Genomic DNA, 20,661 nt, shown 5'->3' with positions numbered 1-20,661 from the left:
GCTATGGATATGCACTTTTTTCTTACTTCATTACATGTATAATCCGCCGTTAATGTTTAATTGCTGACCAGTGATATACGCACCGTCACGGCATAGGTATACTACACCTTTTGCAATTTCATCAGCTTGACCAAAACGTTTTTTCGGGATTTTCGCAACGATTTTTTGACGCACTTCTTCTGGTACTTCTGCTACCATTTCAGTATCAATAAATCCTGGGCAAATTGCGTTTACAGTTACATTTGTTTTAGCAAGTTCTAACGCTAATGATTTTGTAAATCCTAACATACCTGCTTTTGCTGCTGAGTAATTTGTTTGTCCAAATCCACCAGCTTGGCCAATAATAGAAGAAATACTAATGATTCTTCCTTCTTCTGCTTCCGATATGTATGGAAGTACTGCGCTTGTCGTATTGAATACGCTACTTAAGTTCACGTCAATTACGCGCTCCCAATCTTCACGATTTAATTTTTTGAATGTACGATCTCTTGTAATACCAGCATTATTAACAAGAATATCAACTTTACCAAAATGATTCACAGCTTCTTCTACAAGTCTGTTTGCATCTTCTACTTTAGAAACATCCGCTTGAACTGCATAAACGTCATGTCCTTCTTTTCCTAATTCATTTACTAAGTTTTCAGCCGCTTCTTTACTGCTATTATAGTTAATAACAACTTTTGCTCCCTCTTGTGCTAATGCTACTGTAATTGCTTTCCCAATTCCTTTTGCCCCACCTGTTACGATTGCTACTTTGCCATTTAATTGAACCATTTCTTTTCCCCCTTAAATGAATTTGTGAACGATTGTTATGAATCATTTTGGTACTCATACTAATAGAGTCCATATATTAATTATGTTTCGTTGTTTATTCATGAAAAAGAGATTCTCCCTCTCTCTTTTTCACGTTATAAACAAACGCTTTTATCATTTTTTATTTTCTGGCTTATTCGCAGGCTTTACTTCTTCTTTTACAGGTACTTGTAGTTTAGCTAGTACCGCATTTTGCTTTTCTAGTAATTCTAGAATTTGATCAACTTTCGTTTCTAACGTGCGAATATCTTGTTTTACTTTCGTAACATCACGCTTTAATGTAGGAGCTTGTCCTAATGAATCCACTTTCTCTTCTAGAACTTCCTCGATGTTATCAACTTTATTTTCTAAGTTAATAACAAGCGTAGCTACTCTAGCGATATCCTCTTTCGTTGGCACATTCACTTGTTCTAAATAACTTTTTGTCGTATCATTTAATGCTTTTTGATAAAACAAATTCAAATCTAGAACGCTGCCCATCCAAGCAGAATATTCTTCTGTTTTAATTGTTTCATTGAGCGCTTTTCCCCAAAATGTTTCGGTTTGTTCATAAGCATTTTTCCATGCTTGCAATGGATCGAATTTTTGATCAATCACTTCGCCTACACTCCCTTTTTCGTTTTTGAAACAATTCAACCTATTCACTATTTTCTAATATTCCGAATAAAACTTCAAGTCTATATTTTATTTTTCTTTATTTTCTAACAAATGTATTGACATTAAAAACAGATAGGTGTAAATTGCACTTATAAGCAAAAAATTCCATCTAACTGATTCATGAGGTGATGCACAATCATGCTACATAATGAACCAGAACACCCAGAAAGTTTGGAAAAAAACCAAGCGAAACAACCAAACTCCATGCCAAAAAACTTCTTAGTTCCTTTCTTACTTCTCTGTCTAAAAGACTGGAGTCTTCATGGTTACAAACTCATTCAAATGCTAATGGACATCGGCTTTTCTTCTGTTGACCAAGGTAATGTGTATAGAACATTGCGCAAGTTAGAAAAAGAAAATCTCATTTCTTCCACTTGGGATACAAGTGAAGGCGGGCCAGCGAAACGAATTTATTCTTTAACAGAATATGGAGAGCAATATTTATCAACATGTGCGACTTCTTTTGAACATTATCAAAATATGTTGCGGACGTTTTTCACGTTATACACCAATGCATTCTTTCCATTTTCTACTTCTCCAGAAAAGGATGAAAAGGGTTCTTCATCTTCACCTGGTGGTACAGCAGAGTAATCTGCGTTCACAATATGCAAAAAAACATTTGGAGGTCAAACAATGGAAACTAAACCATACGAATTAGTCGATGCATTTTGGAAAAACTGGTCTCAATCTCTTTCCCTCTTCTCTTCAGCTGGGAAACAATTAGAGCAACTTACTTTAGAAACGTTAAAACAACAACAAGACGCTTTGCATAAATTAACATCAGGAGTAAATGAACTAGAAAAAGAACTACAACAATTCACAGCTCAGTTCAATAACCAATATACAGATTACGTGAAGCAATTAACTGGAAACTCCTTAAATGATCAAATTAACGAGTGGCAAGGGAAATGGAATGAGCTTTCTACTCAAATGCATCAACTTACTGTTTCTCCTACAAAAACATCTTTGTCTATTCTTACTCAAACTAGCGGTCAATTTGAAGAAACAACAAAACACTTTATTGAACAACAACAATCGCAACGCGAAGAGGTTCAAAAACAGTTAGAAGTTTTTTTGGGAGAGTTCAAGTCCAAACAACTCGAACTCGCAAAGCAGTTCGAGGAAAACTCAAAAAATCTATTTACTTCCATCAAGTAAGAAAAATGTGGCAACTAACTGCAGCACAAACAAAACTCTTTCTTCCTCCTACTACATCAAGATGGCTTACATTTTTCGATATGGAAAAGAAGGAGGACAAAATGAATCCATTTCAAGAAGCACAAACTGTTCCGGAGCTTCGTTACGATGAGATTCAAGTCGGTGATCAAGCATCACTAACAAAAAAAATTACGGATGAGGACGTTATCAATTTCGCAAAATTGACTGGAGATGTAAATCCTATTCATATTCTAGACTCTTTTGCAAAAACGACAATGTTCAAAGAACGTATTGCTCATGGCATGCTCGTTTCAAGTTTTATTTCTACCATTCTTGGAACAAAACTCCCGGGCAAAAATACGATTTATTTATCTCAAAACGTTTCATTCCGTGCTCCTGTCAAAATCGGTGATACACTTCGCGTTGTGGCAGAAGTTATAAAAAAACGTGACGATAAAAAAATCATTACGCTGCAAACAAACATATATAATCAATCCGATGATATTGTCGTGGAAGGTACAGCGACAATACTGAAAAAAGAGTAGCAAATTTGCTACTCTTTTTTTCTATCCAAGAACTTCTAAACACACCGATTACTTCCGCGTATGAGCACGTCGTTTCCACATAAAATAACGGTACCAGTTCAGATAGTACTTAGCTGAACTGGACTACTCATAAGGATGTGTATCAACATGGTAAAAACAAACAAATTACTAGTTCCAGGTGCAGAACAAGCGCTTGAACAATTTAAATATGAAATTGCGCAAGAATTTGGTGTAAGCTTAGGATCTAACACAGCATCTCGTTCTAACGGCTCAGTTGGCGGTGAAGTAACAAAACGTCTTGTTGCTTTAGCTCAACAACAATTACGCGGATAATTATATAACATATGGCTTAGAGGCAGATATTCTCTGCCTCTTTCTTTTTTAACATACATAATAGTTCTTCTTCACATACTAGTAAGAGCAAATTGAAAGGAACGATATGTGACATGAAACGGATCAACATTAGCATGAGCCCTCCCCGTGTTCTTACTTTATCTTTTATTACGCTATCAATTATTGGTACATGCTTATTAAAATTGCCAATTGCTACAACAACTTCTATTTCATGGCTCGATGCCTTATTTACAACGGTTTCTGCTTGTACGGTTACAGGGCTTGGTGTTGTGGACACTGGAAAAGTATTTACCTTATTTGGCCAATGTGTAATTTTAACGCTTATACAGGTTGGCGGGCTCGGCATTATGAGCTTTGCTGTTTTAATTGCAATTATGCTCGGCAGAAAAATTGGTCTTCAAAACAGAATTTTATTACAACAAGCATTAAACCAAACAAATGTCGGTGGAATCATTCGTCTTGCAAAAGCATTATTTTTATTTTCTTTTGCTGTAGAATGTATCGCTACTTTACTTCTCTCTTTTGAATGGGTACCAAAATACGGGATTGCCAAAGGGATCTATTACAGTTTTTTTCATTCTATCTCTGCCTTTAACAATGCTGGCTTTTCTATATGGAGCGATAATTTAATGTCCCACTCTCATAGCGTTCTCGTCAATCTTGTTATTTCTTCTCTCATTATTTTAGGGGGAATTGGTTTTACAGTGATCGTAGATATAAAAAGAAAGAAAAACTTTAAAAACCTTGCTTTGCACTCAAAACTTATGCTCTCTTCTACTCTAATCGTCAATATTATTGCTACAGCTTTTATTTTTATATTCGAGTTTCATAATTCAATTTCCATGAGAGGTTTTACCCCCTTTGAAGAAGGTATGGCTGCTTATTTTCAAGCGGTTTCGACGCGCACTGCCGGGTTTAATACTGTTGATATCTCTGCATTATCAAAACCTTCCCTTTTATTAATGATGCTTCTTATGTTTATTGGTGCTGGCAGTGCTTCAACTGGTGGTGGGATTAAGTTAACAACTTTTTTAATTATGTTTTTAGGCGTATTTAAATTTTTGCATGAACAAGATGATATTGTCGTGTTTAAAAAATCCATTAAAGATACGCTCATTGTCAAATCTTTAACGATTACCATTATTTCAATTTCGTTTATTTTTCTTTCTATTTTAATTTTAAGCATCACTGAACGAGTTCCTTTATTAATGAGTGCTTTTGAAGTATTTTCAGCATTTGGAACTGTCGGCCTTAGCATGAATTTGACGCCACACTTAACAATCATCGGCAAAACAATTATTATCTTTATGATGTTTTTTGGAAAGATGGGGCCTTTAACATTAGCCTTTTCATTTGCGCGTAAAAAACAAAGAAAAATAAAATATCCAAACGAAGATATTTTAACAGGTTGACAACCGTATAAATTATCCATATAATGAGAGTACAATAGCATATCTCCAAAGGGGAGTAGCGTCCAAGAACTATTTCTTGGAAACAAAGTCGTCATTACGTAGAACTTAGTTCTTCCGGCTTTGTTGGCATTTTCATTACATATGTCTAGCAAGACCTTTGCCTATCAACGGCAGAGGTCTTTTTTGTTTTTATCAATTCCTTCCACCGTTGATGCGCAGGAGTATGGGGAAGCTAAGCAGTGGGGAACTTCTTCACTTGTTTAGCATTTATAGAAATGAGAGGAGAATGTACATGGATGTATCATTATTATTGGAGTATGGTTGGGTATTACTCATCCTAATTGCACTAGAGGGGATTTTAGCGGCTGATAACGCTCTCGTTCTCGCAATCATGGTAAAACATTTACCAGAAGAAAAACGAAAGAAAGCACTATTTTATGGATTAGCTGGGGCATTTGTTTTCCGATTCGGATCATTATTTATGATTTCGTTCTTAGTCGATGTATGGCAAGTGCAAGCAATCGGTGCCATTTACCTTATGTTTATCGCTGGTAATCACTTATTTAAAACGTATGTTAAAAAGAATACGGATGAAGATACAGAAGAAAAAGAAGCAAAGAAAAAACAAGAGAACTTTTGGTGGACTGTATTTAAAGTCGAGGTTGCTGATATTGCCTTCGCAGTCGATTCAATTTTAGCTGCTGTTGCATTAGCAATGACTTTACCAAAAACAGGATTAGGTACAATTGGTAGTCTTGATACTGGGCAATTCGTTGTTATCTTTGTAGGTGGACTTATCGGATTAGTCATTATGCGATTTGCAGCAACTGCTTTCGTACAAATATTAAAACGTAAACCAGGACTTGAAACTGCAGCATTCTTAATTGTAGGTTGGGTTGGTGTGAAGTTAGCAATCTATACATTAGCACACCCTGCATTAAATGTAATTCCGCATTCATTCCCAGAATCTACTCCGTGGAAACTTACATTCTGGATTGTATTAGTTGGAATCGCAGTTGGCGGTTGGTTCTTCTCGAAAGAAGTAGAAGTAAAAGTAGAAAAGAATTTAGACGAAAAAGCGCTGTAATTACAGCGCTTTTTCTTTTTTGTTTCAATTCCCTCTCTATTTTTAGAAAAAATTCCATTATACTACCTTTTGTAATCGCTTTCTTAATTTATGTATGTCCTTTTTGTGAAACATTGCACAAACTTATTGAAACTGTGAACAATTCCATGTACTTTATTCTTATAAGGAGTATTTATAGATGATGTACTAAAGGAGCGTATTACTCATGCTAGAACAAGGATTAGACTATGTTGTAAAACTGGCTAAGAACAAAAAGCAAATGCTAGATACAAATCCAATGCAATATTTCATTCGTGCTGCACTTGCTGGTATTTATATCGGTTTTGTTATTGTACTATGTTTTAAGTTAGGTAACTTTTTTCACATTGCAGATTCACCAGCAACTTATTTAGCTGCTTCCATGTTTTTCGGAATTGCTCTCGTACTTATTATGTATGGCGGTGCTGAATTATTTACTGGAAATACAATGTATTTCACAGTGGCAACTTTACGAAAAGAAACAACGATTTCTGATACACTTCGTAACTGGATTGCTTGTTATGCAGGTAACTTAGCTGGCGCTTTATTCTTTGCCCTACTATTTTACGCAACTGGCATTTTCGGAGCAATCGATCACGGTCATTTAATGAATACAGTCGTTGAAGGAAAAATGAACACACCTACAATGCAATTATTCTTTAAAGCGATTTTATGTAACTGGCTCGTATGTCTTGCCTGCTTCTTACCTTCTCAAGTAAAAGGTGATACAGCAAAAATATTGATGATAATGATGCTCGTTTTCACATTCTTCTTATCTGGCTATGAGCATAGTATTGCAAACTTATCATTGTTTGCCTTATCTTTAGTTTCACCACATCCTGATACAATTACTTTCGCTGGGGCTATTCATAACTTAATTCCAGTTACAATCGGTAACATTATTGGCGGATCGGTATTTGTCGGTATGGTATATCATTACTTAACAAAGAAAGCACCTGTTGCTAAACAAGAAGAAACTGAATTAGTAGCAGCTCAAACAGAGGAAATTATTCCTTTACAAGCACATATGAAACATTAAAAACTCCAAAGTTTTGCTTTGGAGTTTTTAGCTCCCTACATATTTCAAGACAATACAAGGATTAATTTCCCCTTCTTCCTTCCCTCTCTTTATTCTCTGTTTCATCTGATGCATGCCGATGACATCATTTGTATGAAGGTGAATCTCATTTGCATATAAACCTTCCCTACAGAAAGCTTCTACAAAATCTAACCCACTTTTTTTTCGCCATCCCATATTAAAATCAAGGGAAATAATATTTATCTCATTATCCCTAACCATACGCAAGGTAGATTCTACTGTAGTTGCCAAAACATATCCGTACGGGCAACTTCTTTGATCATCCATATATACATTCATTTTCTATCTCTCCTCTATTTTGCATACATGACCAATACGTAACATATTGCTCCAAGGCTAATAAAAGGTCCAAACGGAATTGGAGTTCTTACCTTTATACGTTTTAATGCTATACCTATTCCGAAAAAACAAAGACTAAGGAAAGATGCTAAAAATAAAGTTATAAAAATGCCTTTCACTCCTATTATAAATCCGAGTAATGAAAGTAATTTCACATCACCTCCGCCAAGACCCGCTGGATAAATCTTTTGCATGCAATATAACAAAATAAATATAGTTCCACTACCAGCTATACTATCTATCCAAGTAACTAACGGTACAAAAACACATTCTAAAATAAGCAAAAAAGCAAACCAAATTAAAATACGATTAGGTATTAACATATATACTAAATCTGTAACTGAAATAATAAGCAGTAAAGAAATGAGCGATAAAATGATTATGAGCTCCTGTTCTATTCCAATTACATATACAGTAAGAAAAAATAAACTCCCTGTAACGAACTCAAATACTATGTACAAACTTGAGATTTTTCTTTTACAACTCGTACAACGCCCTTTTTGTATACAAAATGAAATGATTGGAATAAGTTCTTTCGGCTTTAACGTATACTTGCAGTAGTGACAATACGAACGCGGTGTAATAATAGATTCACCTACTGGAACCCTCATTGCGATTACCATAAAAAAAGAACCAAACACCATCCCCACTAACAATGCATATAAATAAGTGAACATCCCTTCCTCTCCTTTCCAGAAGAACATAGCAAAAAAAGGAGAGAACTTCTACTTCATATTATCTTTATTCTATTAAAAAAGCAGGCCGTTTTCCGGCCTGCTTTCCCCTATTTTATACGATGAAATATACTGCTTTTAATGGTCCGTGAACTCCGACAACAAGGTTCATTTCAATATCTGCAGAGTTACTTGGTCCTGTTATAAAGTTAATACAAGATGCAACTGCTTCGCCATTTTCTACACGTGAGTTCATATCCTGAACTGCTTGCGTAATACGAGGTACAAGTGTTTCACGTGGAATAATAGCAAAGTATACAGTCGGTAAAAAGTGTAAAGAACGCCCTTGACCTTTATGACTCTGTACAACAATCGTACCAGATTCAGCTAAAGTATAATCACTAAATGCGATTCCAATATTCGCTTTTTCCGCTATACGCATATTCTCTTCTTTTTTCTCAGGATCCCATACATTTACTTCAACATTTTGCTTTGGAAGCTCTTCTTTAAATAAAGAAGTCAATCCATAGGAATCAAAACGTTCATCTGCTGATAACATAATAGGTCCCCCGCCGTTTTCGACGATTACCTTTTGAATATCTTCACGTAAACGGTCGTTTGTCGTTTCCACAACAGTTGTATGAATGTTTGTACATTGATTTTTAAATACTTCTAACAATTCTTCTTGTGAATAGTCCTTTAACGTTTCTACATTCACATTACTTTTCCATGCTGGACGTTCTACGCCTTCTGTTTTACGCGCGCGTCCAAGTTCTTTTGCGATATTATCTAGAAAGGACTCACGGTTTTGAATTAATCCTGTCATTATTTGTCCCCGCCTTTCTTATGATCTTTATACCAATCACGGAATCTTTCTTTACTTGGAGCCGGGAATTCACGAATATCTGTCCAGTTTTTAAGCGGTCCAACGCCTTTTGATACACGGTTACCAGATGTAAATGGACTCATTGCTGCTGGTGCCATTTTTGATCCCATTTTATATAAAGCTGCTGAAGAAGCACCCATACTAAACATTTTCATTGCTAATTTTTCTGCAAGTGGGGCACGGCCTTCTTGCTCAACGATAACTTGACGATGTTTTAATAATAAATCATGCAATGGAATTTTTACTGGACAAGCTTCTGTACATGCTCCGCATAAACTAGATGCATAAGGAAGTTCTTTGTAATCATCATATCCACCTAGAAGTGGTGTTAACACTGCACCAATTGGTCCTGAATATATAGAGCCGTATGAATGTCCACCAACGTGACGATATACAGGACATACGTTAACACAAGCAGCACAACGAATACATTGCAATACTGAACGGAATTCCGAGCCAAGAATTTGAGAGCGGCCATTATCAACAACGACTAAATGAAACTCTTCTGGTCCATCTACCTCTTCCTCTTGAATTGGTCCTGCTACTGTTACATAACTTGTTAATTTTTGACCTACTGCACTACGACATAGTAAACCAACTAAAACATCTAATTCTTCCATTGTCGGAACCATACGTTCCATACCCATTACTGCAATTTGAGTTTTTGGAATCGACATAACAAGATCGGCATTACCTTCGTTCGTTACTAAACAAAGAGAGCCAGTATTTGCAACAGCGAAGTTACAACCTGTTACACCAATTTCCGCATCCATAAATTTTTCACGAAGTTGTTTACGAACAAACTTTGTCATTTCGTATGGATCATCAGAATTTTCATAGCCAAGTTTTTCTTTAAACACATCGCGAATTTGCGTTCTATTTTTATGAAGTGCAGGCGCAATAATATGTGAAGGTGGATCGTTATCTACTTGCAAGATATACTCTCCTAAGTCACTTTCTAACACTTCACAACCAATTTCTTCAAGCGCATGGTTCATACTAATTTCTTCAGTTACCATTGATTTTGATTTTACAACTTTTTTCGCTTGTTTCTTTTTCGCAACGTCTTGAATGTACTTTGCCGCATCCTCTTTCGTTTTTGCAAAGTAAACGTGACCGCCTCTTTTTGATACATTTTCACTTAACTGCATTAAATAATAATCAAGATTCTCTAATGTATGTTGACGAATTTGTTCACCTAGTTCACGCCACTCTTCCCAGTTTCCTAATTCGTCAGCTGCTTTTAATCGATTTGTATATAATCTCGTTTGTGCAGAAGATACCGCTCCGCGCATAAACGAATCTTGAATTCCATCGCCTACGCGATCATTAAATTTTTTCTCACTGATTTTCATAGACATAGCTTATGTTCCCCCTTCATGAGCGACTATTCAGTACCTCAGCAATATGCATTACTTTTACTTCTTTACCTAAACGCTCAATACGTCCGCCAATGTTTAACAAACATCCACAATCTGCACCGATTAAATAATCAGCACCTGTTTCCATTACACTATCTACTTTTTCATCCACCATTTGCTCAGAAATAGGTGTCATCTTAACTGAAAACGTTCCCCCAAACCCACAACAATTTTGCTCGTTTGGCAGTTCTCTTACAGTTAATCCTTTTACGTTTGATAATAAAATCCCTGGTGCCTCTTTTACTCCGAGTAGGCGTGTCATATGACAGGATTTATGAATAGTAGCAATCCCTGGTAAACTTGCACCAACGTCTGTAACTTTTAAAACATCTACAATAAATTGTGTAAATTCATATGTTTTATCAGCAACCTTTTGTGCACGTTTAGCCCATTTTGGATCATCTTTAAAAACATGCGGATACTCATGAAACATTGTCGCACAAGAGCCAGATGGCGTGACGATATATTCTGCATCTTCGAAAGTTTCAATCATATGTTTCATCGCTTCTTTTGCTGCTTCTACATGGCCGCTATTATAAGCAGGCTGACCACAACAAACTTGTGCTTCTGGAAATTCAATTTCACAACCTAAACGCTCCAATACTTCAACTGTTGCTTTACCGACGTTTGTTTCAAACATATCGACTAAACAAGTAACAAATAAAGTAACTTTCATAACTATAATTCCCCCTCATTACAACTTCGCCAACAATCATATGGTCATCAGATGACTAAGATTAGAAGAAGTAGGCTCAACCATGGCCTATCCTCTCCCTCTTCCAAAGAAAACGCTTACTTAATCTCTCTATTTTATCAGAAAATTAGATTTTTAAAAGATTAAATTACGAATTTATATCGCTTTTACCTGTGACAATATGTTCTACATTTGTTAAATGATCTAGCATCGCTTGCTGCGCTAATTCCACATCTTGCTTTAACACCTCATCATATATAGATTGATGCTCCTCTAAAAGTCGTTCTGATGTCGTTTGTTCACCATATAAAATAATGCGTCTTGATTCACCAATTGTTTCAGCAATCATCTCTGAAACATGATTCATGAGCTCAAGTAAGATGCTATTATGCGAAGATTGTGCGATTCCCATATGGAACTGAAAGTCTGCTTTTTCACCAGCTTTTTCATCTCCAATGCTTTTTGCCATTTCATCTAACCAATGTTTCATATTTTGCAAATTATCATCCGTACGTTTTGCCGCAGCTGCTCGAACTGCCCCCACTTCAAGCACCTTCCGTACTTCTAATAAATTCAAAATATCCTCTTTCTTCATTAATAATTTATTATTTAATGATTTTGTTAATGAAGAAGAATCGAAATTCTTTACATATGTACCTTCTCCTTGTTTCATTTCAATTAAGCCCATTGCTCTGAGCGCACTTAGCGCTTCACGAACTGCAGATCTGCCAACTTGAAACTGCTCTGCTAATTGATGAACAGGAAGTAGCTTGTCACCAGGTTTTAACGTACCATTTTTAATCATTGTTAAAATAGCTTCAGATACTTCTTCGTAAATTTTTTTTGGTTTAATAGATTTGTACTCCAGTTAAATCACCTCAGTATCTTCCAAACAACAATTGTAACGTTTTATAAGAACTTAGCATCCATAACTATTTTAGAACGAATTAGTAAGAAGTACAAATGTTTTGTTCATAAAATAGTCAAATTTTTGATATTTGTTAGATATTAATTAATATATTTCCGTGTAACTATAAAGAGCATATCTCCGAAGTTAGAACATGCTCTCCTCATCTTGTACTTTTAATTTAATAATAACTGCCGTTCCCTTACCTTTTTCACTTTCTATTCTCCACTCACCATCATGTATATGAACAATTTGTCTTACAATTGCAAGGCCTAAACCTGTGCCACCATGTTGACGACTTCTCGCTTTATCTACTCGGTAAAAGCGTTCCCCGAGACTTTCTAAATGCTCTGTATCAATACCTATTCCTGTATCTTTTATGTGCAATTCGCAGTAATCATCAATTTGCTTTAATGTTATTATGATATCCCCGTTTTGATTTGTATAACGTATCGCATTATCTAACACATTATGAAGTACTTGTTGCATACGATCATCATCAATCATTACGATAATTTCAGGATTTAAATTCGTTGAAATACGAAGTTTTTTTTCTATAAACTGTAACTCGTACGTATCAAGTACGTCTTCAATAAGCTGTGAAAAAACGATAGGTTGTTTCTTTAGAGGAAAGTGTTCACCTTCTAGCTGCGCTAAATCTAATAAATCATGAACGAGGCGCTGCATGCGATCTGCTTCTTTATGGATGAGTTGCGTTACTTTTTCCTGCTGCGGCCCCTTTGCCACACCGTCTAAAATAGCTTCACTATATCCTTTAATATAACTAAGTGGTGTTCTAAGCTCATGCGAAACATTAGCTAAAAACTCCTTACGCTTTACATCTTCTGTTTCTAAAGAATTTGCCATTTTATTAAACGCTTTTCCCAATCGTCCGATTTCATCTTCTGAAGAAATTGTAATCCGCTCTGAGAAATCTCCAGTAGCCAAATGATTTGCAACCCGCTCCATTTGCGAAAGTGGTCTTGTGATAGCAATAATAATTTTTCTACCAATCCATATTGTAATTAGAATCATAGCCAGTGCTAACGGCGCTAAAATAAGGCCCATATCAAATATTAAATCTTTTATACTTTTTAAAGGAATATAAGAGTATACAATACCAACTAATTTTTTATTATCTAAAACAGGAATGACAACACCCATAATATTGCGATTAAAATGTTCTTCATACCCTATCTTAGTCACAGTTTTTCCATTTAATAGTGACTGTCTATCCCCTTCACTTATAAGAGAATGATGGTGCACATCGAAAGGCAAACATGCACTTAAATCACGCGGATTATACACGAAAAGAACATCTGAACTAGATATTTGATCGTATGCCCTTACTTTCTCTTCAAAAGTGGATACTCCTTCATATTTATCATATTGCGTAGCAAGACGCTTCCCTTCCATTACTAATGAATCTTTTAAATTGTCCACGTATAGCTTTTCATATGAGTATAAAGATACAAAATAAAGAAAAGAAACTGTTACACATACTGCACATACTACTGTAAGCCAAAGCTTTTGTACCATCGTAAACATACGTTACACCTCAAATTTATAACCTACACCCCAAACGGTTTGAATGTAGTTTCCACTTTCTCCGAGCTTTAGACGCATCGTTTTCACATGCGTATCTACTGTTCTTGTACTTCCTGCATAATCATATCCCCATACTTTTTCAAGCAATTGCTCCCGACTAAATACTTGTCCATTATGTTGGCAAAGAAAATATAGTAAATCAAACTCTTTAACTGTAAGTGACACTACTTGTCCATCCGTCTCAATTCGTCTACTTTTTTCATTAATAAGGATCGGGCCAAATTGAATCTCCTCTTGCTGCTCTTGCTTTGTATACCGTCTTAGTACAGCTTCCATACGAGCAATTAACTCCCCTGGACTAAATGGCTTTACAATATAATCATCGGCTCCCATACGTAAGCCGTTTACTCTATTCCACTCTTCACCTTTTGCTGTTAAAAATATAATCGGTACATCCGATGTTTTTCGAATCTCTTTACAAACTGAAAGTCCATCCATCTCTGGCATCATTATATCTAGTACGACGAAATCATAATGATCATTCTCTAATTTTTGAAGTGCTTCTTTTCCATTTTCAGCTTCTCCCCACTCGTATCCGAAGTTATCTAAGTACATTCCGACAAGTTGTCTCATATCACTTTCGTCATCTACAACTAGCACTTTATATTTACTCATTGCCCTTCCCCTTCTCTCTCTATGAGTTGAAACGGTCCTTTGCCGACTTTAATTGTTTGTTTTATTTTCATATTCTTCATATCCATAACGCATACTTCATCGCCATCATAACTAGCTACATACCCTTCTGTTCCGCTTTTCAAAAATGAAAATGGGTTTGATCCTACTTCTACAGAAGCTACCTCTTGATACGTGCTAACATCAAACTTTCTAAGCGTATTTGAACCGTGACTTAGCGCATATACATACTTATCATCCTTTGTTATATTCACAGGCATAAATGGAGCATGTAAAGAACGCACCATCTCTCCGCTCTGTAAAGAATACACTAATACTTTCTCATTCACTTGACTTCCATCACCATGTCCACCAATCCATATTTCTTTCCCATCAGCGCTAACCGTTGCTCCTGTTGATGCCGGGGGAATCATAAAGGATTGTATAACCTCTTTTTTCTTTGTATCAATTGTCGTTAGTTTCGTATCATAAAAGTTTAGCACGGTTAATCGCTTATCATGCTCTACCATCGTTATTGGTCCTTTTCCTGTTGAAACACTCCCTGTCTCTTTCCCTTTTATCGTAAAGAACCTTACCTTTTGAGCATTTTGATCGGCAGCAAATAATTGTTTTTTGTCTTCTGATACGACTACATTCACAATTCCTTTTCCAGTCTTATATTTGTCCACCTGTCTTCCTTCTGTTAGTGAGTATACATACATATATTCTAACTGCTTGCCGTATACAAGTATTTCCTCATTATTTGGAAGTAGTGCAATTCCTGCCATCGGTTCATTTAATTCCCATGTCGTGATTAATTTTTTAGATTTTTTATCAATAAAACTAATACTACCTTCTTTTATATTCGTTGTTATAATAACATTTTTACCTTTAGCAATTGGTGTATATGAACTTCCTTGACACCCCACTAATAGAAATAAAAAACAGAGAAGAAAAATAAACTTTCTCAAAAGATTCCCTCCATCTTCGGATGATTTCGTTATAATTGTAAAATAACAAATAAATGTGTGGAAAATGTGAAATCTTCCTTTATTAATAAACTTACATATATAATGTACAACAAATAGAATTTGAGGTGTGCAAATTATGCTTTTTCCTGATTTAGCGAATAAAATTGTACGGGAAGTACGCAGACTGATTACAGAAAATATTATTATCATTAATATACAAGGTGTTATTATCGCAAGTACAGATGCGGAAAGAATCGGTCAATTTCATGAAGGCGCACTCCGCTGTGCGAAACAAAAAAAGACTGTCATTATTACAAAAGAAGATGAAAGGCGACTGCAAGGCGTAAAGGCGGGGATGAATCTTCCTTTGCTATTCCATGATGAAGTAATCGGTGTTATTGGAATCACAGGAGAACCTGAAAACATTTCCCAATATGGAGAAATATTACGTAAGATGACCGAACTATTAATTCACGAAAATTACTTTTTAGAACAGCTAGAACTTGAGCACCGTTCTTATGAAGCATTTGTTTTTGATTGGCTTCAAAATACAGACTGGTCTCCAAGTTTTTTCGATCGTGCAAAAACACTTGGTATTGATTTATATAAGAAGAAACAACTTATTTTGTTCTCTATCGATCAAAATGACACGATGCTTCAGCGTAAAATTTGGCAACACGTACGCAATATATTAGCAAAGGAGCATCTCTTTGTTCGCTGGGGAAATGATCGATTCATCTTATTTACAACGATAAGCTCCAAAGAGCAAACTTATCAATTTTTAAAACGATTAAAACAAGACTGTGAAACTTTATTTTCTATTACTTTATATATCGGGATTGGACAAACAGTTACACCAAGTAATATGAACTTATCGTACGAACAAGCATTACAAGCTCTTTCAGTATCACTTGAAACGAAAAAAATTGTATTTAATGAAGATTTACGTTTAGAAATGTGCTTACAAGATATTTCTACTGAAACGCGGGAACAGTTTTTAGAGCGTACCATCGAAAACTTAGTATCATCTCCTGAACTTATGCACACTTTACGTTTATTTATTGATTATAACCAATCCTATAAGCAAACAGCTCAGCAATTACATATACACATTAACACATTGCATTACAGGTTAAAAAAGATTGAGGAACATACAGAACTTGACCCAAAACAATTCAAAGATTTAAATGTTTTATACTTTTCACTTCTATTATTAGATAATCATACAAAAAAAGAACGATAAAACAGATTAATCTTTAGATGATTACACATAGAAAGAATCCCCTGACTTTTTTATCATTATAATGAAAGCACTGTTACAACGTTTTTTATTATTACTAAATACGTTAACAGTTTGAGGGGGATTTCCAATGTTAGAAAAGCAAATTATTGATTCATTCGTATCCATTGTTGGCGAAGATAATGTAGATACATCCAATATGGGGCGTTTAACTTATAGTTATGATGCCACTCCAAACTTCCAAGCGATGCCTGATGCAGTCATTGCTCCTCGTAATACAAATGAAGTAGCAGACGTGTTAAAAGTGTGTAACACTCATAAAATTCCTGTATATGTTCGCGGGTCTGGAACAAATCTTTGTGCTGGAGCGTGTCCACTTGAAGGCGGTATTGTCCTTATTTTCCGCCATATGAACAATATTTTAGAAATTGACGAAGAAAATTTAACAATTACTGTACAAGCTGGCGTTATTACACTTGATATTATTAAAGCAGTAGAAGAAAAAGGTTTATTTTATCCACCAGATCCAAGCTCTATGAAAATTTCTACAATCGGCGGTAACATTAATGAAAACTCAGGTGGATTGCGTGGGTTAAAATATGGCGTAACACGTGATTATGTAATGGGGCTTGAGCTTGTCTTACCAAACGGCGATATCATTCGCACTGGCGGTAAATTAGCAAAAGATGTAGCTGGTTACGATTTAACTCGTCTATTTATCGGTTCTGAAGGAACACTTGGTGTTGTTACGGAAGCGATATTAAAACTTGTTCCTATGCCTGAAACGAAGAAAACAATGCTCGCACTATATGAAGATATTAACGAAGCTGCACGTGCTGTTTCTTCTATTATTGCAAATAAAATCATTCCTGCGACACTTGAGTTTTTAGATCAACCGACAATTGAAGTTGTAGAAGAATTTGCACAAATCGGTTTACCAACTGACGTTAAGGCAATTTTATTAATTGAACAAGACGGCCCGCCCGAAGTTGTCAATCGAGATATTGAAAAAATGGCTAACGTTTGTCGTTCTATGAATGCAGTCGATGTTCGCGTTGCAAAAGATGAAGCGGAAGCAGATGCGCTTCGAACAGCTCGCCGTAGTGCACTATCAGCACTTGCAAGACTAAAACCTACAACAATACTGGAAGATGCGACGGTACCACGTTCACAAATTGCTCCAATGGTTGAAGCAATTAATGCAATTGCAAAGAAATATAATATTCCTATTTGTACTTTTGGTCATGCTGGTGACGGCAACTTACACCCAACTTGTATGACAGATGCCCGTAATGAAGAAGAAATGCACCGAGCTGAACAAGCTTTTGCTGAAATATTTGCGAAAGCAATTGAACTTGGTGGCACGATTACTGGTGAACATGGTGTTGGCGCGATGAAAGCTCCTTATTTAGAAATGAAATTAGGTAAAGAAGGTATTGCTGCTATGCAAGGAATTAAACAAGCCTTCGATCCAAATAACATTATGAATCCAGGTAAAATGTTCGCGAAAGACTCTCGTAAAAGAGTGGTGGTTGAGCGATGACCACATTAAATACAAAAAACATTCAAAAGGAATTTAAAGAACGATTAAGTGAAGATGAACTACTAAACTGTATGCGATGCGGCTTTTGTTTACCGACTTGCCCTACTTATATTCAATCTGGGTATAAAGAATCGCATTCACCACGCGGACGTATCGCATTAATGAAAGCCGTCGTCGATGGTTTAATTGAGCCAGATGAGGATGTTGAAAATACATTAAATGTTTGCCTTGGCTGCCGCGCTTGTGAGCCTGTTTGTCCATCTGGTGTGAATTATGGACATTTATTAGAAGAAGCTCGTGATATTATAAATCAAAATAAAAAGTTCTCGGTGCCAGTGAGAGCCGTTCGTAAAGTCGTTTTTGAAGGACTATTCCCTCATCAAAATCGAATGAGAACATTAACAGGACTAATCGGATTTTACCAGCGTTCTGGTTTACAAACGCTAACACATAAAGCAGGGATTATGAAGTTATTCCCTGAAACACTTGCAACGATGGATCTTGTTTTACCAAAAGTCCCTAAAATGAAAGCAATGAAAAATCGTCCTGAATTTTTACCTGCTGAGGTAGCAAAGAAAAAACAAGTTGCATTCTTCACAGGTTGTTTAATGGATACGATGTTTTTAGAAACAAATAACGCAACGATGAAACTTCTTCAGTTAGCTGGTTGCGATATCGTTATTCCGAAAACGCAAAGTTGCTGCGGGGCATTACATGGGCATGCTGGTGAAAAAAGTGGAGCAAAAGAATTAGCGAAACGAAATATACAAGCATTCGAAGATTTACAAATAGACTATATTATTACGAATGCAGGTGGCTGCGGAGCTTACCTCGTAGACTATGATTATCTTTTAAAAGATGATCCAAAGTGGGCTGAACGTGCAAAGCAGTTTGTTTCTAAAATTAAAGATATTACCGCTATACTAGTAGAATTAGATTTCCATAAACGTACTGACTTACGACTCACGCCACAAATCATTACGTATCAAGACTCTTGTCATTTACGCAATGTTATGCGAACATCTTCTGAACCTCGTATGTTACTAGAAGCCATCCAAGGCGCGACATACCGTGAAATGAAAGATGCGGACCGCTGCTGTGGTTCTGCTGGTATTTACAACATTGTTCATTCAGAGTTATCAATGGAATTCCTAGATTATAAAATGGACTGTGTACATGAAACAGATGCAGCAAAGATTGTTACTGCAAATCCAGGTTGTCTATTACAAATAAAATTAGGCATTGAACGGGAAGGTCTTTCTCATAAAATGAGAGGAATTCACATCGTAGATTTATTATTAGAAGCAATTGAAACTAACTCGTAATAACTCGTAACATACGTAATAATAGGAAAACGGCTATCTCCTTCGTCTATGTAAAGAGATAGCCGCTTTTTTGTCTGCTACAACATTAAAAATATGTTACTTTATTATAAAAAAGAACAACAGAAACATTACAGTTTTGTAAAAATCAATCCATTATATTCCTCGAAAAATCGCTCAAACCATTGATACAATAGGATTCTTCATTTTCTATTTAGGTAACTTTATCCAAAAACCCCCTCTTAAAACGAAGTATAAAAATGCTAAAAATTCCTTTTATACTCTATGTTTCTCTTATTTCCGCCCTTTTCTTCCCTTAGGATAAATTAGGTAATTTCGAAGTCTATGAATTTTTTTCCATCTTTTTTCTTGTAAATTGTATGCTACGATGAATTTGTCAGTCAGACAGGCTGTCAAAAACAAATCGTGTGAAAACAAATTAAAACTTTATATAGGGGGACACACATCATGAAAAAGCGTGTTTTATTATCTGTAGCTGCTGCAACAGCTCTTACTTTAGGAGTATCTTCTTTAGATGCACAAGCTGCAACAGTACAACCATCTAACATAAAGGTTCAAAATATTCAGCATTCAAAAATGATGATGAAGCAAATGAGCCAACAAGAATTACAAGCATTCTTACAATCTATGGGAGTTGAATCATTAGCACAATGGAATCAAGGACAATTCCAACAAGATTGCTTCATTCCTGGTCAACAGCCTACTGAAAATGTTGTGACTGAACAACCAACAGCTAAGCCAGAAACTCAAAAGCCTGCTGAGCAAAAACCAGTTGAGCAAAAGCCTGCTGAAGAAGTTCAAAAACCAGAAGCTCAAAAACCTGCTGAAAACAACAATACTCAAAAACCTGCTGAACAAAAACCAGCTGAGCAAAAGCCTGCTGAAGAAGCAAAATCTTTAAGCGAGTTCGAACAACGTGTTGTTGAATTAACAAACGCTGAGCGTGCAAAACAAGGTTTATCAGCATTACAAATCGATACTGAATTAAGCAAAGTAGCACGTATTAAATCTGAAGATATGCAAAAAAATAACTACTTTGATCATAACAGCCCTACATACGGATCTCCGTTTGACATGATGAAGAAATTTGGCATTTCTTATACATCTGCAGGTGAGAACATCGCTCAAGGCCAACGTACACCTGAAGAAGTAGTACAAGCTTGGATGAACAGTGCTGGACACCGTGCAAACATTTTAAATAACAGCTTCACTCACATCGGTGTTGGTTATGTAGAAAGCGGCAACTACTGGACACAGCAATTTATTACGAAGTAAATAGA

General features: G+C 35.9%; 21 protein-coding genes, 1 pseudogene and 1 riboswitch. Of the genes and pseudogenes, 11 read left to right on the top strand and 11 right to left on the bottom strand.

Features of this window, described 5'->3' with window-relative positions:
* Window positions 1-30: 30 nt before the first annotated feature.
* Both LUS72_RS06625 and phaR read right to left on the bottom strand, forming a co-directional pair.
* On the bottom strand, window positions 31-774 hold the full coding sequence (locus LUS72_RS06625) for an acetoacetyl-CoA reductase (protein WP_000250411.1): 744 nt from the start codon (window positions 772-774) through the stop codon (window positions 31-33).
* Window positions 775-927: 153 nt separating this feature from the next.
* Complete coding sequence (phaR, locus tag LUS72_RS06620; protein ID WP_000566960.1) at window positions 928-1,410, bottom strand: polyhydroxyalkanoic acid synthase subunit PhaR; 483 nt, start codon at window positions 1,408-1,410, stop codon at window positions 928-930.
* 198 nt (window positions 1,411-1,608) lie between these two features.
* On the opposite strand from phaR, the gene phaQ reads away from it, so the two are divergent.
* The 7 genes from phaQ to LUS72_RS06585 all read left to right on the top strand — a co-directional run bounded on the left by phaQ (window position 1,609) and on the right by LUS72_RS06585 (window position 7,083).
* The gene (gene phaQ, locus LUS72_RS06615) at window positions 1,609-2,061 is read left to right on the top strand and encodes a poly-beta-hydroxybutyrate-responsive repressor (RefSeq protein ID WP_097830154.1); all 453 of its coding nucleotides are present in this window, start codon (window positions 1,609-1,611) and stop codon (window positions 2,059-2,061) included.
* Window positions 2,062-2,103: 42 nt separating this feature from the next.
* Window positions 2,104-2,628 carry a polyhydroxyalkanoic acid inclusion protein PhaP gene (phaP, locus tag LUS72_RS06610; RefSeq protein ID WP_000448600.1) on the top strand — a complete coding sequence of 175 codons (525 nt, stop codon included), beginning with the start codon at window positions 2,104-2,106 and terminating at the stop codon, window positions 2,626-2,628.
* Between the two features lie 101 nt (window positions 2,629-2,729).
* Window positions 2,730-3,173, top strand: a complete 444-nt coding sequence (locus LUS72_RS06605; protein ID WP_001067911.1) for a MaoC family dehydratase — start codon at window positions 2,730-2,732, stop codon at window positions 3,171-3,173.
* 147 nt (window positions 3,174-3,320) lie between these two features.
* On the top strand, window positions 3,321-3,506 hold the full coding sequence (locus LUS72_RS06600) for an alpha/beta-type small acid-soluble spore protein (RefSeq protein WP_000241212.1): 186 nt from the start codon (window positions 3,321-3,323) through the stop codon (window positions 3,504-3,506).
* A gap of 113 nt (window positions 3,507-3,619) precedes the next feature.
* Window positions 3,620-4,939 (top strand): TrkH family potassium uptake protein, encoded by a 1,320-nt coding sequence (locus tag LUS72_RS06595; protein WP_264448710.1) that lies wholly within the window; start codon window positions 3,620-3,622, stop codon window positions 4,937-4,939.
* A 38-nt stretch (window positions 4,940-4,977) separates the two neighbouring features.
* Window positions 4,978-5,152: riboswitch (yybP-ykoY riboswitch) on the top strand.
* Between the two features lie 79 nt (window positions 5,153-5,231).
* Window positions 5,232-6,026 (top strand): TerC family protein, encoded by a 795-nt coding sequence (locus LUS72_RS06590; RefSeq protein ID WP_141533329.1) that lies wholly within the window; start codon window positions 5,232-5,234, stop codon window positions 6,024-6,026.
* A gap of 205 nt (window positions 6,027-6,231) precedes the next feature.
* On the top strand, window positions 6,232-7,083 hold the full coding sequence (locus LUS72_RS06585) for a formate/nitrite transporter family protein (protein ID WP_097830151.1): 852 nt from the start codon (window positions 6,232-6,234) through the stop codon (window positions 7,081-7,083).
* Window positions 7,084-7,110: 27 nt separating this feature from the next.
* Here LUS72_RS06585 and LUS72_RS06580 read toward each other — a convergent pair whose 3' ends face one another.
* The 9 genes from LUS72_RS06580 to LUS72_RS06540 form a co-directional block, all read right to left on the bottom strand.
* Window positions 7,111-7,422, bottom strand: coding sequence for a cyclic-phosphate processing receiver domain-containing protein (locus tag LUS72_RS06580; RefSeq protein ID WP_097830150.1), 312 nt, complete (start codon window positions 7,420-7,422; stop codon window positions 7,111-7,113).
* A gap of 14 nt (window positions 7,423-7,436) precedes the next feature.
* Window positions 7,437-8,159 carry a prepilin peptidase gene (locus LUS72_RS06575; protein ID WP_097830149.1) on the bottom strand — a complete coding sequence of 241 codons (723 nt, stop codon included), beginning with the start codon at window positions 8,157-8,159 and terminating at the stop codon, window positions 7,437-7,439.
* A gap of 112 nt (window positions 8,160-8,271) precedes the next feature.
* Window positions 8,272-8,982, bottom strand: a complete 711-nt coding sequence (locus tag LUS72_RS06570; RefSeq protein ID WP_097830148.1) for a LutC/YkgG family protein — start codon at window positions 8,980-8,982, stop codon at window positions 8,272-8,274.
* The gene (locus LUS72_RS06565; RefSeq protein WP_000061921.1) at window positions 8,982-10,403 is read right to left on the bottom strand and encodes a LutB/LldF family L-lactate oxidation iron-sulfur protein; all 1,422 of its coding nucleotides are present in this window, start codon (window positions 10,401-10,403) and stop codon (window positions 8,982-8,984) included. The genes LUS72_RS06570 and LUS72_RS06565 overlap by 1 nt, the downstream gene beginning before the upstream one ends.
* Before the next feature lie 16 nt (window positions 10,404-10,419).
* Window positions 10,420-11,139, bottom strand: coding sequence for a (Fe-S)-binding protein (locus LUS72_RS06560; protein ID WP_071770241.1), 720 nt, complete (start codon window positions 11,137-11,139; stop codon window positions 10,420-10,422).
* A gap of 166 nt (window positions 11,140-11,305) precedes the next feature.
* Window positions 11,306-11,995 (bottom strand): FadR/GntR family transcriptional regulator, encoded by a 690-nt coding sequence (locus LUS72_RS06555; RefSeq protein ID WP_264449054.1) that lies wholly within the window; start codon window positions 11,993-11,995, stop codon window positions 11,306-11,308.
* A gap of 216 nt (window positions 11,996-12,211) precedes the next feature.
* Window positions 12,212-13,612 (bottom strand): sensor histidine kinase, encoded by a 1,401-nt coding sequence (locus LUS72_RS06550; protein ID WP_097830146.1) that lies wholly within the window; start codon window positions 13,610-13,612, stop codon window positions 12,212-12,214.
* Between the two features lie 3 nt (window positions 13,613-13,615).
* Window positions 13,616-14,287 (bottom strand): response regulator transcription factor, encoded by a 672-nt coding sequence (locus LUS72_RS06545; protein WP_097830145.1) that lies wholly within the window; start codon window positions 14,285-14,287, stop codon window positions 13,616-13,618.
* Window positions 14,284-15,255, bottom strand: coding sequence for a YncE family protein (locus tag LUS72_RS06540; protein ID WP_097830144.1), 972 nt, complete (start codon window positions 15,253-15,255; stop codon window positions 14,284-14,286). The genes LUS72_RS06545 and LUS72_RS06540 overlap by 4 nt, the downstream gene beginning before the upstream one ends.
* A gap of 136 nt (window positions 15,256-15,391) precedes the next feature.
* Here LUS72_RS06540 and LUS72_RS06535 point away from each other — a divergent pair.
* From LUS72_RS06535 to LUS72_RS06520, 4 genes and pseudogenes are all read left to right on the top strand, one after another.
* Window positions 15,392-16,508: pseudogene (locus tag LUS72_RS06535) on the top strand (CdaR family transcriptional regulator).
* Between the two features lie 117 nt (window positions 16,509-16,625).
* Window positions 16,626-18,038 (top strand): glycolate oxidase subunit GlcD, encoded by a 1,413-nt coding sequence (glcD, locus tag LUS72_RS06530; RefSeq protein ID WP_097830142.1) that lies wholly within the window; start codon window positions 16,626-16,628, stop codon window positions 18,036-18,038.
* Window positions 18,035-19,363, top strand: a complete 1,329-nt coding sequence (locus tag LUS72_RS06525; RefSeq protein WP_097830141.1) for a (Fe-S)-binding protein — start codon at window positions 18,035-18,037, stop codon at window positions 19,361-19,363. Before glcD ends, LUS72_RS06525 begins: the two co-directional genes overlap by 4 nt.
* 465 nt (window positions 19,364-19,828) lie before the next feature.
* Window positions 19,829-20,656: a CAP domain-containing protein gene (locus LUS72_RS06520; protein ID WP_097830140.1), complete on the top strand. Its 828-nt coding sequence runs from the start codon at window positions 19,829-19,831 to the stop codon at window positions 20,654-20,656.
* Window positions 20,657-20,661 lie beyond the last annotated feature (5 nt).

This window comes from Bacillus cereus (genome assembly GCF_025917685.1).
Lineage (GTDB): Bacteria > Bacillota > Bacilli > Bacillales > Bacillaceae_G > Bacillus_A > Bacillus_A cereus_AT.
This window is presented reverse-complemented; position numbering and strand designations above follow the sequence as displayed.

What these genes read in the sequence shown, in the direction of transcription:
- LUS72_RS06625 (WP_000250411.1), bottom strand. Translation starts at nt 774, where the DNA reads ATGGTTCAATTAAATGGCAAAGTAGCAATCGTAACAGGTGGGGCAAAA.
- phaQ (WP_097830154.1), top strand. Translation starts at nt 1,609, where the DNA reads ATGCTACATAATGAACCAGAACACCCAGAAAGTTTGGAAAAAAACCAA.
- phaP (WP_000448600.1), top strand. Translation starts at nt 2,104, where the DNA reads ATGGAAACTAAACCATACGAATTAGTCGATGCATTTTGGAAAAACTGG.
- LUS72_RS06605 (WP_001067911.1), top strand. Translation starts at nt 2,730, where the DNA reads ATGAATCCATTTCAAGAAGCACAAACTGTTCCGGAGCTTCGTTACGAT.
- LUS72_RS06600 (WP_000241212.1), top strand. Translation starts at nt 3,321, where the DNA reads ATGGTAAAAACAAACAAATTACTAGTTCCAGGTGCAGAACAAGCGCTT.
- LUS72_RS06595 (WP_264448710.1), top strand. Translation starts at nt 3,620, where the DNA reads ATGAAACGGATCAACATTAGCATGAGCCCTCCCCGTGTTCTTACTTTA.
- LUS72_RS06590 (WP_141533329.1), top strand. Translation starts at nt 5,232, where the DNA reads ATGGATGTATCATTATTATTGGAGTATGGTTGGGTATTACTCATCCTA.
- LUS72_RS06585 (WP_097830151.1), top strand. Translation starts at nt 6,232, where the DNA reads ATGCTAGAACAAGGATTAGACTATGTTGTAAAACTGGCTAAGAACAAA.
- LUS72_RS06580 (WP_097830150.1), bottom strand. Translation starts at nt 7,422, where the DNA reads ATGAATGTATATATGGATGATCAAAGAAGTTGCCCGTACGGATATGTT.
- LUS72_RS06575 (WP_097830149.1), bottom strand. Translation starts at nt 8,159, where the DNA reads ATGTTCACTTATTTATATGCATTGTTAGTGGGGATGGTGTTTGGTTCT.
- LUS72_RS06570 (WP_097830148.1), bottom strand. Translation starts at nt 8,982, where the DNA reads ATGACAGGATTAATTCAAAACCGTGAGTCCTTTCTAGATAATATCGCA.
- LUS72_RS06565 (WP_000061921.1), bottom strand. Translation starts at nt 10,403, where the DNA reads ATGTCTATGAAAATCAGTGAGAAAAAATTTAATGATCGCGTAGGCGAT.
- LUS72_RS06560 (WP_071770241.1), bottom strand. Translation starts at nt 11,139, where the DNA reads ATGAAAGTTACTTTATTTGTTACTTGTTTAGTCGATATGTTTGAAACA.
- LUS72_RS06550 (WP_097830146.1), bottom strand. Translation starts at nt 13,612, where the DNA reads ATGTTTACGATGGTACAAAAGCTTTGGCTTACAGTAGTATGTGCAGTA.
- LUS72_RS06545 (WP_097830145.1), bottom strand. Translation starts at nt 14,287, where the DNA reads ATGAGTAAATATAAAGTGCTAGTTGTAGATGACGAAAGTGATATGAGA.
- glcD (WP_097830142.1), top strand. Translation starts at nt 16,626, where the DNA reads ATGTTAGAAAAGCAAATTATTGATTCATTCGTATCCATTGTTGGCGAA.
- LUS72_RS06525 (WP_097830141.1), top strand. Translation starts at nt 18,035, where the DNA reads ATGACCACATTAAATACAAAAAACATTCAAAAGGAATTTAAAGAACGA.
- LUS72_RS06520 (WP_097830140.1), top strand. Translation starts at nt 19,829, where the DNA reads ATGAAAAAGCGTGTTTTATTATCTGTAGCTGCTGCAACAGCTCTTACT.